General features: G+C 58.8%; 13 protein-coding genes. 9 read left to right on the top strand and 4 right to left on the bottom strand.

The window, feature by feature from the left end; genetic code table 11:
• Positions 1–14 precede the first annotated feature (14 nt).
• Complete coding sequence (locus tag RVU70_RS21165; RefSeq protein ID WP_363352456.1) at positions 15–2384, bottom strand: PAS domain S-box protein; 2370 nt, start codon at positions 2382–2384, stop codon at positions 15–17.
• A gap of 1028 nt (positions 2385–3412) precedes the next feature.
• On the opposite strand from RVU70_RS21165, the gene RVU70_RS21160 reads away from it, so the two are divergent.
• The 3 genes from RVU70_RS21160 to RVU70_RS21150 are packed head-to-tail and all read left to right on the top strand — an operon-like array spanning position 3413 to position 5794.
• Positions 3413–4258, top strand: coding sequence for a PAS domain-containing protein (locus RVU70_RS21160; RefSeq protein WP_363352454.1), 846 nt, complete (start codon positions 3413–3415; stop codon positions 4256–4258).
• 21 nt (positions 4259–4279) lie between these two features.
• On the top strand, positions 4280–5350 hold the full coding sequence (locus tag RVU70_RS21155; protein WP_363352452.1) for an IS630 family transposase: 1071 nt from the start codon (positions 4280–4282) through the stop codon (positions 5348–5350).
• Between the two features lie 39 nt (positions 5351–5389).
• Entirely contained in the window at positions 5390–5794 is a 405-nt protein-coding gene (locus RVU70_RS21150; RefSeq protein WP_363352450.1) for an ATP-binding protein, read from the top strand.
• A gap of 372 nt (positions 5795–6166) precedes the next feature.
• Here RVU70_RS21150 and RVU70_RS21145 read toward each other — a convergent pair whose 3' ends face one another.
• Together RVU70_RS21145 and RVU70_RS21140 are read right to left on the bottom strand one after the other, a co-directional pair.
• Complete coding sequence (locus RVU70_RS21145; RefSeq protein ID WP_363352448.1) at positions 6167–6589, bottom strand: response regulator; 423 nt, start codon at positions 6587–6589, stop codon at positions 6167–6169.
• The gene (locus RVU70_RS21140; RefSeq protein WP_363352446.1) at positions 6582–7982 is read right to left on the bottom strand and encodes a PAS domain S-box protein; all 1401 of its coding nucleotides are present in this window, start codon (positions 7980–7982) and stop codon (positions 6582–6584) included. The genes RVU70_RS21145 and RVU70_RS21140 overlap by 8 nt, the downstream gene beginning before the upstream one ends.
• 405 nt (positions 7983–8387) lie before the next feature.
• On the opposite strand from RVU70_RS21140, the gene RVU70_RS21135 reads away from it, so the two are divergent.
• The 4 genes from RVU70_RS21135 (at position 8388) to RVU70_RS21120 (ending at position 11732) form a co-directional block, all read left to right on the top strand.
• Positions 8388–8774 carry a response regulator gene (locus RVU70_RS21135; protein WP_363352444.1) on the top strand — a complete coding sequence of 129 codons (387 nt, stop codon included), beginning with the start codon at positions 8388–8390 and terminating at the stop codon, positions 8772–8774.
• A gap of 133 nt (positions 8775–8907) precedes the next feature.
• Positions 8908–9129 (top strand): hypothetical protein, encoded by a 222-nt coding sequence (locus RVU70_RS21130; RefSeq protein WP_363352442.1) that lies wholly within the window; start codon positions 8908–8910, stop codon positions 9127–9129.
• A gap of 939 nt (positions 9130–10068) precedes the next feature.
• A complete protein-coding gene (locus tag RVU70_RS21125; RefSeq protein ID WP_363352439.1) occupies positions 10069–10311 on the top strand; it encodes a hypothetical protein in 243 nt (80 codons plus the stop codon).
• Between the two features lie 395 nt (positions 10312–10706).
• A complete protein-coding gene (locus RVU70_RS21120; protein WP_363352436.1) occupies positions 10707–11732 on the top strand; it encodes a hypothetical protein in 1026 nt (341 codons plus the stop codon).
• 267 nt (positions 11733–11999) lie between these two features.
• Here the strand turns inward: RVU70_RS21120 and RVU70_RS21115 are convergent, their stop codons facing one another.
• Positions 12000–12497, bottom strand: coding sequence for a VOC family protein (locus RVU70_RS21115; protein WP_363352434.1), 498 nt, complete (start codon positions 12495–12497; stop codon positions 12000–12002).
• Positions 12498–13456: 959 nt separating this feature from the next.
• On the opposite strand from RVU70_RS21115, the gene RVU70_RS21110 reads away from it, so the two are divergent.
• The gene (locus RVU70_RS21110; protein ID WP_363352432.1) at positions 13457–15436 is read left to right on the top strand and encodes an HWE histidine kinase domain-containing protein; all 1980 of its coding nucleotides are present in this window, start codon (positions 13457–13459) and stop codon (positions 15434–15436) included.
• Entirely contained in the window at positions 15429–15806 is a 378-nt protein-coding gene (locus RVU70_RS21105) for a response regulator (protein ID WP_363352430.1), read from the top strand. Before RVU70_RS21110 ends, RVU70_RS21105 begins: the two co-directional genes overlap by 8 nt.
• Positions 15807–16061 lie beyond the last annotated feature (255 nt).

The raw sequence follows: 16061 nt of genomic DNA, 5'->3' as shown, positions 1-16061 counted from the left end.
CTGCCAAAGTAGTGCTAGAAGCACGGCCCCTTAACCCGCATAATGACTATCGCAACATCGTCATCCAAGGGATAGTCCGCGCAAAACGCCCGTACCTCCGCGAGGATCCGCGTCACCAGGTCTTCAGGAGGCGAAGCGCGATGCGCCAACAGCGACGAGGACAACCGGTCGATCCCAAAAAATTCCTGCTTCGCGTTTCTCGCCTCAATCACACCATCCGTATAAAGCGCTAGCAGATCGCCAGCGAAGAGCTGAATGCTTTTCTCTTCAAACGTCACGTTACGCATCGCCCCCAAGACTAAGCCGTTTGCATCAAGTGATAAGCATCTGTTGGCGGAAGCCCGCAACAATAATGCTTTATTATGACCTGCGTTCGCATAATGCAGCAGTCCTGTGCCGGAGTCGTATTTTGTAAGAAACATTGTGATGAATGATTCCGTCTTGTTTAGGTCGTCATAAAGCACTTCGTTCAGCTGATGCAGGATATTTCCCGGCGCGGGTCCGCTCGTTCCGTACAGCCGGGTCTCAAGGTGCAATGCACTCCGCAATTCGGTCATGAGAAGGGCTGCGCCGACATTATGTCCGGAAACATCTGCAATTACGACGTCGATTGTTTTAGCATTTTCGAAGAAATCGAAGTAATCACCTCCGACATGACTTGCGGGCAGGCAAACTCCGGCAACTTCGGCCGCGGCGAGGCGCAGCGTCGTCCTTGGCAGAAGCGACAGTTGAATATGCTTTGCTATTTCCAGTTGTCGCCGATTTTCATCCGCCTTTCGGCGCTCGGTCACATCAGTGTGACTCTCTACATAATGTGTGATATCACCGCTTTCGTCGGCAACTGGCGCGATAGAAAGCTCGTTCCAAAACGGGGCGCCTCCTTCTCGGTAGCTTCTTAACGTTGCCTCGTAATCTTGGCCATGCTCAAGGGCTTCGGTCATCCTCTCGAGGGTCGCGAGATCAGTTTCGGGCCCGCGTAGTATGCGGGTATTTTTGCCGATCAATTCTTCGGTCGAATACCCAGTGATCCGACAAAGCGCGGGATTGACGTAGATATTCGGAAGCCCCGGAACTCGCGCATCACATATCGCAACTCCGACATGCAACGATTCCATTGCACGATTGCGCAAACGCAAGGCATCTTCAAACGCCTTGCGCTCAGTAATGTCATGGTCCACGCCCCGCCACCGCAAAATCTCGCCGGATTCTCCGAAGAGCGGCATTCCGCTCGACTCGGTGAAGACGATGTGTCCGTTCTTATGACGATACTGATTGACGAGATTTAAATACGGTCGAGAGAGGTTGGATGCGACAGAAGATAGGTCGTCTGAGCATTGCAGCTCGAGATAGCACTTCCCGACGATCTCCTCAGGAGAAAAGCCGAGAATCTTTGTAACCGCCACGCTGCTGTACGTGTAGCGACCCTCGGGATTTTGCTCCCACAACCACTCTCCCGTCATTTCCGCGATGTTTCGGAATCTTTCTTCGCTCTCCGCGAGAGCTTCCTGTTCGAGTTTAAGCGCAGTGATGTCTTCTTGAATCGCTAAGTAATGCGTGATCTCGCCGAGCGCATCGCGAAGAGGTGTTATCGTCTGTCTCGCCCAATAGCGGGTGCCATCCTTCCTACGGTCCTCAATCTCGCCGCGCCATTCGCGGCCCTCAAGAATTGCCCGCCACAAGCGTCGATATTGGTCACGATCGGCGTGCCCTGCTTGAAGCATCCTGGGATTTTGCCCCATGAGCTCATTAGCGTCGTATCCCGACAGGCGCACAAAGCTTCCGTTAACATATTCGATTACACCATCTTTATTCGCTATGAGCACAGCATTTGGGCTTTGATCTATTGCAGAGGAAAGCGTCAGCACTTTTTGCTCCGCCCGAATGCGGCTTGTCAGGTCCTGCGCAATTCCCACGAACATTCGCCGCTCCCCCAATCGGGTGTCTCCGATGGACAGAAAGATCGGCAAGACGCAGCCGTCCTTACGCTGAGCGTTAACTTCACGTCCCACCCCGGTAATTTTTTTGATCCCAGCTTGCAGATAGTTCAAGAATGAACGGTCATAAACATCTTGATCTAAGGACGGCATCAGAATCGTAATTTTTTCTCCCCTGATCTCATCGCGCCGATAGCCGAACAACTTCTCCGCCCCGGAGTTGAAGAATTGAATCGCCCCGGTTTCATCTATCAAGATGACGCCGTCGGGAACGGCATCGAAGATCCCGTGGAGCGTCTTTCTAATTTGCGTAAGTGACTGTGGTCGACTCCCCCGTCTGCGTTTACGCAAGTTCATCATTTCCACGACCCCCGCGCACAGCGCGAAAACGGTTATCATCGCCAGTCCCTTTGCGCTTTTCGCGGGAGCAAACCTGCTTTTCTGCCCCACGAGAGCGACTTCCCAGGAAGCTTAGACCCTTCATTACCGGTGTCCCTCCAGGGGGAAACTTCCTCCTTCCAGCGCTCAAGCTGACGGACAAAAGGCCGATTCTGTTGCTCGAGAGCGGAGCGGTCAAAAGACCGCTACGCTTTTTCTTACATTAGAGCCGTTCTCCGATCCCGCCATAGAATGGTGTGAACGTCGCTATAGATGCTGGTCGCGCAGCGCCGGTAAAGAAGCCGATTCGTCGGGCCCGCTCTGCAGGCCCCGCTCCCGTCGATCTCATTGTTGCCGCGACTCGGATCGACCGGCTCCTATGCCACGCCCTCGGCTGCCCAAAGGGAGGCTCGAGCTATCGCCTGCACAAAAACGGAGACGTCCCGCCAAACATGCTCGGACGAAAGCAAGCATCCAGCCCCGCGCGGTCGCGCCGCGAGCTCAATTGGGTGATGGGCGCTTATCAAGCTGCGCGATTTCTCCTGACGCCACGGCTCGCGAGGCCACTGACGGATTTGACGCCTTCGTTGAACCGAGGCAACTCGTGAGCGCCCAACTATGCGCTTGGCGGCCACAGTACCGGGCACACCGCGAACAGCTCGCCCGGCCGATGCTGCCGATGGACGATTCGGCGAGTCTCATCAGAATCGCTGGCCAGGAAATTGGGAGCAGCCCCGACGCAACACGCGCAGGGAGCGAGGCGAACCTCGCTGCTTTCACCAGGTCAGTAAGAACGCGCGGTCGCATCCAACAGTGCGGAGATGGCGGAGGGATGTCCGGTCGCTCCAGAAGGACAACTCTCGTTGCAGACCCGTGCCACGCAACCAAATTTCTAGACGACGGCTCAGCCGGTAGGTCAACTAGCGCACAAGGAAGCGACATCTCGGCGCACGTTATGCTCGCCAGGTAACGGACAAAAGGACCGACCTGCCCTACTGAGTTAGAGTAGTTTTTCGAAGAAACTGTATTAAGTGCGACGCGGATAGCGTAGAAGGAAAGACCCATAGGAACGCGGAACTCCTGCCAGCGTCGCGGTGCCCATGCAGACCAAACCTGAGCCGAACGAGCGTCAACATTTCACCCACGCCGGTGAGCGCGCGCTCAGCAAGGCAATGCTCAACGCCGTGCTTGACGCACTGCCCGTAGGGGTGATCATCGCGGACGCCCATGGCAAGATCATTCGCGATAACGCCGCGAGCCGGAGGCTTTGGGGGACGCCGCCCGTAACGACAAATTGGGAAGGCTACTCCGACTGGGTTGGCTATTGGCCTAACTCTGGCCAACGCCTAACGGCCGAGGAATGGGCGATGGCGCGAACGCTGCAGACCGGGGAGGCGATCCGCAACGAGCTTGTGCAAAGCGAGCATTTCCAGACCGGCGAACGGCGCTTCTTCTTCAACAATTCAGCTCCCATTTACGATTCGGGTGGCCAGATCGTCGCTGGCGTCGTGGTCGAGGTCGACGTCACCGAATTCCGTAAGGTTGAAGATCAGCTGCGGGAAAGCGAAGAGCGACTGCGCCATCTCAACGCCGACCTAGAGCGTCAAGTCGAAGAACGCACAGCGCAGGCTAAGGAAGCGATGGGGAAGCTATTCGAAGCACAAAAATTGGAGAGTATCGGACAGTTTACCAGCACTGTCGTCCATGACTTCAATAACGTTCTGGCCGTCATAATGGCAAATCTGCGCGTGCTGCAGAGGCAGTTAAAAGGGCAGCCGCACGCGAACGCCATTGACGACGCGATCGCCAATGCCAACCGAGCGGCGAATCTGGCCGGACGGCTTCTTCTCTACGCCAGGCGCGGGGACTCCGAACCTCAACCGATTTGTGTTCGAGAATTGTTTGAGGGCATGCGCGAACTGCTAGTACCCACTATCGCTGATTGATGAGTCATGATTCAAGGCTGCATGAGCAGCCAGTTGAAAGCGACGCCAATTGAATTGACGGATGAAGAGCGGACCGAGCTCGAGGGCTTGGCGCGCTCGACCAGAACGGAGCATCGCACGCGTCTGAAGGCGAAAATCGTGCTCATGGCGGCCGAGGGCGCCGCTACCCGGGCGATTGGCCGCGCGCTCGGATGCACCACCGGCACGGCGTCGAAATGGCGCGTGCGCTACGCCGAGGATCGGCTTGCCGGATTTTCGGAAGTCGGCGAGCGCGGCGCGGCGCCTAAATACGACGAGGAGACCGACCGGCGCATCCTGGCCTTGCTCAATCGCAAACCGCCGGAAGGCTACGCCAACTGGACGGGACCGCTCGTCGCCAAAGCGCTTGGCGACGTCAATGTCCAATATGTCTGGCGCTTCCTGCGCACGCACAAGATCGACCTGTCGGGCCGCAAGTCCTGGTGCGTCAGCAACGACCCTGAGTTCGCGGCCAAGGCCGCTGAGATAGTCGGGCTCTACATGGCGCCGCCCGAGAACGCCATCGTGCTCGCAGTGGACGAAAAACCATCGATCCAGGCACTGGAACGCTCGCAGGGTTATTTGAAGCTGCCGAACGGACGCGCCCTGATCGGTCAATCGCATGATTACAAAAGGCACGGAACGACAACACTTTTCGCAGCGCTCGATCTCGAGAGCGGCAAGGTCGTCGGCAAACATTACAAGCGCCGCCGTCGCGTCGAGTTCCTCGACTTCATGAACAAGGTCGTCGCCGCCTATCCCGACAAGGAAATCCATGTCGTTCTGGATAATCTCTCTACGCACAAGCCCCGGCGCGACATGTGGCTCAAACGCCACAAGAACGTGCATTTCCACTTCACGCCGACGCACGCCTCTTGGCTCAATCAAGTCGAAATCTGGTTCTCGATCCTCTCGGGCAAATCGCTGAACGGAGCCTCGTTCCAAAGCGTCCCCGAACTCATCGCCCATATCGAGGCGTTCATCGAAAGCTACAATGAAACCGCAAGGCCGTTCGTCTGGACCAAAAGCGAAGTCCACCAAAAACGCCTCAAACCTTGTTTCGCGGAACAGTGATTCTGGGTACTAGCATGCTCTCTAGGACCAAGCATCGACATGATTCTCGATGCGCCTCCCGAGTTACCAGATATACTGGCCGAGCCGCACCTGCTGGAACTCGCGCTCGTGAACCTTGCGACCAACGCTAGAGACGCGATGCCGAAGGGCGGGACTTTCTCGATCAGTCTCGACAAAGCGCAGGTTGCGGATGCAAACGCTGCTGCTTTGAAGGCTGGCGATTACTTGCGAATCTCGGCGTCAGATACCGGTTGTGGCATGAATGAAACGACGGTCTCGCGCGCCACCGAACCGCTCTTCACCACGAAAGCGGGCCAGAGCGGCACCGGGCTGGGTCTGTCTATGATACGCGACTTCATCACGCAAGCGGGCGGCGCAATGCAACTCAGGAGCGCGGAAGGAAAAGGTACCTTGGTCGACATTTGGCTGCCGGCGCTCCCGTAATGGAGGGCTCGACTGCGGTGCGGGGCTTAGGCAAGGCTCGGCGCCATCTTGAATGATTTCGCAGCTGCAGCTTGACGCCCAGCACGCGAAGGCGGCGAGTTCAGGCGAGGCGCGTGGGCGCGAGAAACGCCGTACCCGCTAGCACGCCACCGAGAGGTGATAGACATGGCGCTTCTTGCTCATCGCGGAGCGAGAAGAGCGCGACATATGTGGAACGGCCCCGCGGGCAAGCGCTTTTTTAGACATTTCATCCTTCGGTATCGGTGCGATCAGCGCGGTTGTGCACTGCTGGCCCCGAAGAAATCCGCGATGCGAGGGGCTGATCAATCAGACGCGCTGTAAGTGCATTGTCGCACCGGCCGCTTGCGCCGCTCAAGCCATGCGTCCGCGAACGGTGGTCGAGCTGCACTCGGGCTCGCCTGAGCTGTAATTTGAGAGGACGCGTGCAAGCGCGCGCGGATCGACCGGCTTCTTGAAGCGCGGGGCGTCCGCATAGGCGGGGGGGATAATCCACGCGTCATAGCCAGTGGCGAAGACGAAGGGCACGCCGCGCGCTCGCAAGGCGTCGGCGACAGGGAAGATCTTCTCCGTCCCGAGCGTGACGTCGAGCACCGCGGCGTCAATCGCCGGCTCGCCGGCCAGCAAAGCCAGCGCGTCAGCCACCGATCCGACCGGGCCGATAACCGTGACGCCGAGGCCCTCCAGCAACTGCGCCAGGTCGGCGGCGATGATGTACTCATCCTCCACGATGAGGATGCGTCGGCCACTCACTGCGCTCATCGCTTGCTCAACCATCGACGCTCTCCTCGCGCTCGAGTACGACCGTAATCCGACAGCGCACCCCGTCCGGGCCGAACTCGAGGCTAGTCTTGGCTTTAAGCTGGTAGGGAAGCGCGCGCTCGATCAGCTCACGGCCATAACCTCCCGGTGACGAACCGTCGCCCTGGTCAGGCATGTCGACGCCCGTTTCGCGCCACTCGAGCGCCACGCGCCGCTCCTCCGCCTCGCCATCTTCAATACGCCATCTAATGCCCATTTTGCCGGACGGTTGCTTGAGCGCGCCATACTTTACCGCATTGGTCGCGAGCTCATGGATCGCCAGCGCCAAGGCCTGCGCCACGTTGGCGGGCAACATGACGCTCGGGCCATCGATGGTCACCTTGTCGCGATCCAGGTGACCGCCCCCATGCGCCTCAAGCTCCATTTCGACGAGCTCGCGCAAATCGACGGGGCCATGATCCGGGCGCGCGAGCAGCCCCTGAACGCGGCTGAGCGCTCGCAGCCGCCCATCGAACTCCGCTGCGAATCCGTCGAGCGAGCGGCTGGCGCGCATGGTCTGTCGCGCGATCGACTGCACGACGGCGAGCAGATTGCTGGTCCGGTGCTGGAGCTCCGCCAAGAGTATCTGCTGGCGCTCCTGGAATTCACGCATGTCGTGAACGTCGGTCGAGGTGCCCACCCAGTCGCCGTCGATATCGGCGACCGGCTTCGCCCTTGTCTGGTGCCAGCGGAACTCGCCGTCGGCGACTCGCCGAAAACGATGCTCAACGTAATACTCGCCGCTTTCCCAAGCCCTGGTCCAGGCGGCAAGGGTGTCCTCGCGGTCCTCGGGATGGACAGCGTCCACCCAACCAAAGCCCAGACTGTCTTCAAGCGACAGACCGGTAAATGCAATCCACTGTGGGCTGCCCCAGCTGCGCGCGCCGTTGCGCTTCGTGCGAAAGACCAGCTGGGGGATGTTGGTCGCGAGCAGGCGGAACAATTCTTCGCTCTCGCGGACTCGCTGCTCCGCCGCCCGGCGCTCCGTCAGATTACGAAAGATCTTGACGAAGCCGCTGCCGTCCGCGAGCCGCATCATGACGCCCGATCCCCAGAAACGCGACCCGTCCTTTCGCTGGTGCCACCGCTCGTCCTCGGCGCGCCCCCTGGCGCGGGCCTCAGCCCGCTCCCGCTCGGGCACGCCGGCCGCGCAATCTTCTGGCGCGAAGATCACGTCCCCGCTGTGGCTGAGTATCTCCTCTTCGCGATAGCCGAGCAGGCGTTCAGCTCCGGCGTTCCAGCTCGTCACCTCGCCGCGGCTGTTCATGGCGATGATGGCGAAATCGGTCGCGCTGTCGACCAACAGCCGCAGCAGTTCGTCGCTGCCTGGACCACCGCATTTGCTCAGTCGATCTGTCACCTTCGTCATCCGCTCTTTAGCAAGCCGGGCTGATTGTGTTCCGTGGCGACCAGGTTCGCATGCTCTGCTGGAACAAAGGGTTCGGCGAGAAGGGATAGGCCGGGCCTTTCCAACCTTAGCTAGTTCGCGTTGGGGCGCGGGGAAGGCTTTCCGTGTGCTTGCTAAGCGCAACCGCGCAGGCTTGAGAATGTTCTACCAAGACAAACAAGGCGTCGAGGAAAGAAAACAGACACGAAAATGGCTTTGGCGAAGAGATGATCAAAATATTTTGATCGCTGTATAGCAAGGGCAAAAGGGCATATTGTGGCTATGCCTGTTAAGTGCCTAATTTTCGTGCGGATAAACCCCTAGAGCTCGTATTTTTTGTCGCGTATTTAAAAGAACAGCGCAGGGTCATAACCTGAGGAGACGCCGGTGCGCCTGTTGATCATCGAGGAAAACGCGATCATCGGCGAGGATCTGGAGTTGAGCGCCCTCGACCTCGGTTTCCGCGAGATCATGCGCGCGCACGACGAAGCCGCGGCGATCGAGATGGCCAGAGCCCACCCTCCCGATCTGATTGTCTGCGACGTGCGCTTAGGAGCGTCTACCCCCGGCGTGCGCGCTGTCAATGAAATTCTGCATCATGGTCCTGCGGCGATCGTTTTCCTCACGGGCCTTTTGCCGGGAAACGAAATTGTCGTGGATGACGCAGGCGTGGCGATGCTCGGCAAGCCTTTCAATACGAGGGGCCTCCGGGAGGCTATCAGCCGCACCACCACGAAGCCCGCCGGCAGCTACGTCCAAGTCGTCATCCGTTGATCCGCCAATAAACCGCCGTGCCCGGCCAAAAAAATGCGGCCCATCCCGAAAAATCGTAACGGACCGCGAAGCATTATTAGGTGCTGAAAGCGAGTGAAGGACTACCGAATGCGCATCACGGCGGCATGACGAAATGCCCAGGAGCAGCCGCAAGGTTTTTCCTTTCCAGATGGAAAAGCCCCCTATGGCGGCCTCTCCAGCTTATCTGGTTGCCTCGCTCACGGCCGTCATTGCCAGCAGCCGTTTACTTTGGGCGCGCTCCTTGGGTGTCTATGGCGGCAAAGTTGAGCTTGCCTCAAAACGGGTTATGGTGGCTTTCAAGCAATGGCCCAACGATTCAGTCGCATTTTTGTAAAATTACATGGAAACGCGGAAAATCCACACCGGGCCTCTCTTATCAAGCGCCGCTTGCAAGCTAATGGCCGTTCGCGCGATTCCACCGGTAAGGCTTGGTCGCCGTCGCGCCCTTCGCGATCACGCGCTGCGCCAACTCCGAAATTTTTGCTCAAGCGTAACAGCAAGCGCTCGGAGAGAAGATCGTTTAGCCAGAGACGGCAATTAGCCGCATTGGCGCGGCGTCGAGGTGCCGACGGCGAGGGCTGGGCCCTATTGAGCGCGCCCATGGCGATGAACCCTAACGTGGCAATTTATCGCATTGCAACAATCGGCGGATCTGCCAATTTCGGACGACGTCCCTTCCCCGAGGAAAAACTGGCCCGGCCCCGCCCGGGCCTTTCTTCCCCGCAAGCCTTGTCCGCCCCGAGCGCGCGCTTCCTATCTTCCGTCACACCGACCAGCGACGTGGCGCTAGGTTGGCCGCCCACGCTCTGCACCTCGCATCAACGCTTTGTTTCGGTAATCAAACGCCGACGCCAGCGGCGCTTTTGGTGCAAACAAAGTTGGACGAAGCCGCCAGAAATTAGGCGCGTCCAACAGCCCTGCTAGGTATAATCCCTATCTATGCCAGAGGGCTCCCGGGGAGTAACTTGCACTCCTCCCAGACGAACGTCTTTACGCCATCCATCCCGCATCGGGATTGGAGAAAAAGGGAGAGTCTCTCGCCTGCTCCCCCAAAGACGTAAGAGAGGCGTCATCTCGCAGAAACAAACAGGGATTAACGATCAGGCGCACTTCTCACTTGCCAGTCGCGCCCTAGCTGCCGGCGTGACGAGCAAAGCGGCCGATCGGGTTGATAGGGGCATGGCGAAGTCGTTGCCTGGCGACCTATAGACTGCCGCGCAATATGCCACTAGAATATCATGACTATAGGAAAACTAGAGTATGGGAGAGACCCATGATGAAGCTCGCGCAATGCGCCGCCCAGTCTGGAATCGCTTCCGACGGCGGCGAGGGCTGTGCCCCGGCTAGCAGGTTACTGTCAAGCTACCTTCTCAACATTCATCGTGGACGGGAAGTAGTTAGGGAAATGCTCGACCGCGATCGTCACTGTTTCCTCGAGCTAGGCGCGAAAAGCCGCGCCGCGGAACTGGAAACGGCTTTGCGCCTGTTCGTAACCCGCTATCCGCAGGCAGGATAAGATTCGCCCCTCCATCGATCAGCGCGCCTGATGTCCGTTTGCGAACCTCTTTTGCACGTGGTTGGGGATCAAAAAGAACGCCCCGCTCGGAGTTGCCATAGGGAAGCGCGCGCGCATGCGCTTCCCTATGAAATTCGCTTAAACGGAGCCTCGACGGGGCGATTCGAAGACCTGCGCGACGCGGCGGCGTCGGCAAGGATCGCGAAAGGGGCTCAGCCGGATGCAACTGTCGTGATCGTCGACGCCAAAACCCGCCGCCTGATCATCGAGATCGTGGCTTAAGGCTTTCGAAAAGCGCCCAAATCAACAAGACGAAATGGCCGGTTGGCGTCTCCGCCTGGTCTTTCGGCGAGCGGCAGGGCTCGCGGCTTTGGCAAACAGAAGGATGCTCGCACATGTACATGTCCCCGACGTTCTTCCTCGAGATGGGACTGCGATCCCTTGCGCGTAATCCCTTTTTCAACCCGGCGGGCGTCGCGCTCCAAGAAGGAGAAAGCGATTTCCGTCTCTTGGACAAACGTGACGGCCTCGTCGTCACCCTCGGCCCGAATGCTTCGATCTTCGATCGGCCCGGCCGATCTGTGTGCCGAGCGCCTGGAACAAAAACAATCCCCCGCCAATGCCCTCATCCGCTGCCGAAGCGGTCCAAGATCATGCGCGAAATCAGCATATTTCTGCGGATTTTATGCGGAGGCGGCGACGTCCGTCTCAACCAGATCGCGTCGCTGAGCGAGCAGCGGGAAATCCTGCTCACGGCTGGTGAGGGAAACGTCGCCGAGAAGATTGATCTGGCCGAGCTCGCCAGAGATGGCGCGCCGCCGCTTCTTTTCCTTCAGCCCGCCTATCTATGTTCGTCTGCAAATGTAACGATCCGCTCTGTGGCTTGCGATCCGTCGATTATAAGTTGGGCGCGCGCTCCGTATGTCTACAAGGCAGGGTTTCCGCCCGAATTCGGCACGTCAGCGATCTTGTGTCTTTCGGGGCGAACCATGGTCTGGTGTGAGCGGCTGGCGCCCGGGGAGAGCCGCGACTTCGCCCTCGGCAATGTCATCGCCGCCACCGCCAATATCGATTCGACTTTACGCCCAACGAGCAAGCATCATCCCGAAACTGGACGCCTCGCAGAAGCAGGCGCACGGCTCGAAAATGATGCTATTGTTGTGCAAGCCGGTGACGGCGCGACGCGATCGCTGAGAGACGGGGTGAGGGATTTCTTTCGCGCGGCTAGAATCCTCTTTGAATCGATACGCGCCCGCGAAGGATTTTTCCTTTGCGAGATGACCAACCGGTCTGACAAGACAGCCTATGTATTCGTGCAACTCAATAGGAACGGGTTTTATGGCGGTTCTGGGCTGGTGGGTTTTGTCATAAGGTTCATTTCGGCGTTTTTCCGGTATTCCCATCTGTCCCTGGGGCGCTAGCGAGAGAGGGGCATGTGAGCCGGTTTTGAAGCGCGTACGCGCTTGGGCTCGGGCCGCGCTTGCCGACCTGCGTGAAGGTGTCACCTCTGCATAGGGCGGCGAAGAGATCAGCGGTCTCGCAGCCTGGATCGCCGACAGCGGTCCTATGGTTCTAGATTGCCATAGGCGTCGAACCTGGCCACGTGTCGTCCTCGACAAAACGAGCCGCTCTCGCCCTCGCTCGGCCATCCGTCCAACATTTCGCCAAGGGAAGATTGGCCGGTGCTCCTAGACGTCCTGGCTTTTTCCGCTGCGCGCCGCCTCGATCCTGGCAATATCGATCTTATGCATCGTCATCATCGCATCAATCGCGCGCTTGGCCGCCGCCCTGTCGGGGTCGGTCGTCGCCGCAAGCAGCGCGCGCGGTGTAATCTGCCACGAAAAGCCCCAGCGGTCGCGGCACCATCCGCACATGCTTTCTTCCCCGCCATTGCCGACGATCGCGTTCCAATAGCGGTCGGTTTCCGCCTGGTCGTCGGTCAAAATCATGAAACTGACCGCTTGGTTGGGCTTGAAATGAGGACCGCCATTCAGCCCGATGAACGCGCGGCCGAGCACGGTGAATTCGACCGTCAGTTCCTCGCCCTGTTTCGCCGACGGATTGTCATTGGGCGAGGCGTTGGCTGCGCTGACGTGACTGTCAGGAAAGGTCGCGGCGTAGAATTCGGCGGCCTCGCGAGCTTTGCCGTGACCGAACCACAGGCAGGTGGTGAGTTTGTCGGACATGATCCTTCTCCTGCATTGATGGCTCGTTGCGAGGAAATTTCTCCGTTCACCCGACAGCCAGTCCGCCAGTTTCGCGCAACTGCGCCCTACCGTCGCGGGCGTCGCCGCCGAGCAGCGACCGTAGCGTTTCGCTAGGTCCACCGCGCAACGTCTCAGAAATGGCAAACCCAGGGTGGAGGCCCTATCTCGAATTTACGTCATCCTAGGAGAATAGCCATGCCATGGAAGTCAAGCGACGCCAAACGACATACAAAGAAGGCGGATACCCCAAAAAAACAAAAACAATGGTCAGACGTAGCGGACTCAGCGCTGTCCCGCGGAGCTTCCGAAGGCTCAGCGATTCGTCAAGCCAACTCATTCATAGCGAAGGAGACGACGAGTAAGAAAAAACGCTGAAAAAGGTTGGCCCGCTTGGGTTGGATATATGAGCGTCTCGAATTCAATGGCGCAGTTGGTTGTTTGGCGATGCGAACCGTCTCCTCTCGCGCCTGTCTGCGAGAGATGGTCGCACGACAGAAACGCGAGCGGTTCTATCGTCGCGCATGGCGAGGCCCAGCAACGGCTCCAGCTTGCAACACATCGGTCGACTCCTTGGCGATCGCCGGGCGGCCAAGGCCCTTCTCCATGGCTTTGATCTCGGTAAAGCCCAGAGCGCCAGTCATCTCGAATGGCGTATCGTAGGGCGGGGTCGCGCGATAGCCCCCCTTTTACGCAAGCGTGAGAATTTCTCCCTGTAGCCCAAATCCACGACGCCCGGACGGCTTCTACGGAGTGGAGCTCCAGACACGAACGCCGGTCCGGCGCGTCTTTGTCGAAGCCGCTTCCAGCCGCTTGACCCGCCGCTTTCTCCTCTTAGAATGGATGTAGCACTGGCTTGTGAATATCGCTCACGGCCCTAGGTTGGCAATGAGACCTTCGTGCAAACTTCCCCGCGCCGGAATGACATGAAAAGGTGAGCGATGGCGGCAGATGGAGATCAGGTGACGCCCGATCGACGCTTCGCCCCTTTGGAGGCGATCCTTTGCACAGAAGAGCTTTGGCGCCGCCCTAGGCGGCCCCCGGACTTCGAAACCGAGAACAAAGCCCTGGGGAAGCTCGTGAGCGCCTTGGCCCAATCGCCTCGGACGATTTTGCAGACGCTGGCTGACACTCTGCTCGAGGTTTTTAACGCGGACTCTGCGGGGATCAGCCTGCTCACCGCGGATGAGAAGCATTTTCATTGGGCGGCCATCGCGGGCGCATGGGCGCCCCATATAGGAGGCGGCACTCCGAGGGAGTTCGGTCCTTGTGGCGACGTCCTCGATCGCAAGACGCCGCTTCTCTTTAGACACTGGGAGGTCCGGTATCCCTATCTTGCGGAGGCGACGCCTTTAGCGGAGGAAGGACTTTTGGTTCCCTTCTTCGTCTCAGGGAAAGCAGTCGGCACCGTCTGGACAATTGCGCACGACCGCCGCCGCAGATTCGATGCAGAAGATCTCAGGCAACTCGAGAGCATCGGACGCTTTGCTTCGGCGGCCTACCAGACAGTCAAGCTCCTGAATGCGCAGGAAGCAAGCCGGGCCGCCCTAGATGGCATGGACGCGGCCAGCCGATCGAAGCATCTTCTGGAGGCGATCATAGAAACGACCCCGGACTGCATAAAGATTGTTGCGCCCGACGGTACGCTGCTTCGGATGAATGCTGCGGGGCGCGAAATGATTGAATTGGGGGCGGCAGATCTCGCCGATGGGGCCTGCATCTTAGATTTGATAGCCCCCGAATTCCGGGAGGGCTGGCAGGAGCACCATCACCGAGTCTGCGCCGGGGAAAAGCTGAGCTGGGAATTCGATCTCATCGGGTTGAAGGGAACGCGGCGTCATATGGAGACGCGTGCGTCGCCCATCCGGCTGCCGGACGGCATGGTCGCGCAATTGGCGGTCACCCGGGACGTGACCCAGCGTAAGCTAGACGAGTTGAAAATAAGGGAATCCGAGCATCGTTTCCATCAATTGTTGCAAGCGCTTCCGGCAGCGGTCTACACCACGGATGCAGAGGGTCGAATTACGTTTTTTAATGAAGCAGCCGTCGAATTCGCAGGAAGGCGCCCGGAGATAGGAGAATTCTGGTGCGTGACATGGCGCCTTCATAGTGCTGACGGCGCGCCATTGCCGCATGACGAATGCCCGATGGCGATCGCGTTGAGACAAAATCGTCCGATCCGCGGGGTCGAAGCCATAGCGGAGCGTCCGGACGGGTCTCGGCGCTGGTTTGCGCCCTACCCGACGCCGTTGCGCGATTCAACGGGGCGTCTCGTGGGGGCCATAAACATGCTTGTTGACATCACCGAGCGGAAACAAGCGGAAGCCCAACAGAAGCTGCTCATCGACGAACTGAATCACCGGGTAAAAAACACATTGGCCACGGTCCAGTCACTTGTCGCGCAGACCGCGCGCGGCGCTGGTAGCGTGGACGAATTCCGCCAGGCTGTCGAAGGCCGCATTCTGGCGCTGAGCCATGCACATAACCAGCTGAGTCGTCGCGGCTGGGTCAACGCCGAAATGAGCCAGCTGCTACGTTCGGAATTCGAGCCCTATCTCACCAAGGGCAATGTTGCGCTTTCAGGCGCCCCCCTTGAGATCTCCCCTAACCTTGCTTTGATGCTCTCCATGGCGGTCCACGAGCTTGCGACTAATGCCGCGAAATATGGCGCATTGGCTTCGTCAGCTGGGCGTATCGAGGTGAGCTGGAGGGTGGAAATGGAGAGCGGGGGGCCCCGTCTGCGGCTGTTCTGGATTGAGCGGAACGGACCACCCGTCGTGGCGCCCAAACATCAAGGCTTTGGAATGCGTCTCCTTGAACGAGGAATTCAAGCAGAGTTGGAGGGCGAGACGCGAATCGAGTTTGCGCCAGACGGGGTGCGATGCGAAATTCATGTGCCGCTGACGAATGACGATGCGTAACTTCGCCGGCTTGCAGGTTTTTCTTGCTGAAGACGAATTTCACGTTCTTCAGCTCATCGAGTCCGTGCTTCTCGATTTGGGCTGCAAAGTTACCGACACGGTGTCTAGTCTACCTGCGGCTTTGAGCCGGGCGGTCGAGACGGAGGCGCAGATCGCCGTATTGGACGTTAATTTACATGGTCAGCTCGTTTATCCTGCCGCGCGAATTTTGCGGGATCGACGCATCCCCATCCTATTCTCGACAGGGTATGGCGGCGACGGTCTACAGGCCGACTGGAAGACCGAGTCGGTTATTCAAAAGCCCTTCGCGATCGGACAGATGGAGGCCGCGCTAGCGGAGCTCCTTTCCACCAGGAAGGAATCCATTTAGGACCTCCTGGCCTGGGTCAAATGGCTGCACAGCAGCAAATCGCAATGCGCCTCCCGCTGTTGCGACCGAGTCCGCCTTAGCATCTTTTCAGGCCGTCGTGTCGATTTTTTCGGCCCAAGCGTAGACGAGGGCCGGTAAGGATCAAGCCGAGCGCGCCCAAGTGTGATAGGCACCACTCACGCCAACTCAATTCGTCGAGACCAACCGCAACGAGCGCAAGCCTGACACCGGCTTTTGATGCATCTCTCGCCCAGG

The sequence above is a fragment of the Methylocystis echinoides genome (assembly GCF_040687965.1).
GTDB classification, from domain to species: Bacteria; Pseudomonadota; Alphaproteobacteria; order Rhizobiales; family Beijerinckiaceae; genus Methylocystis; species Methylocystis echinoides_A.
The sequence above is the reverse complement of the archived record's forward strand: the minus strand, read 5'-3'. Positions and strand labels throughout refer to the sequence as shown.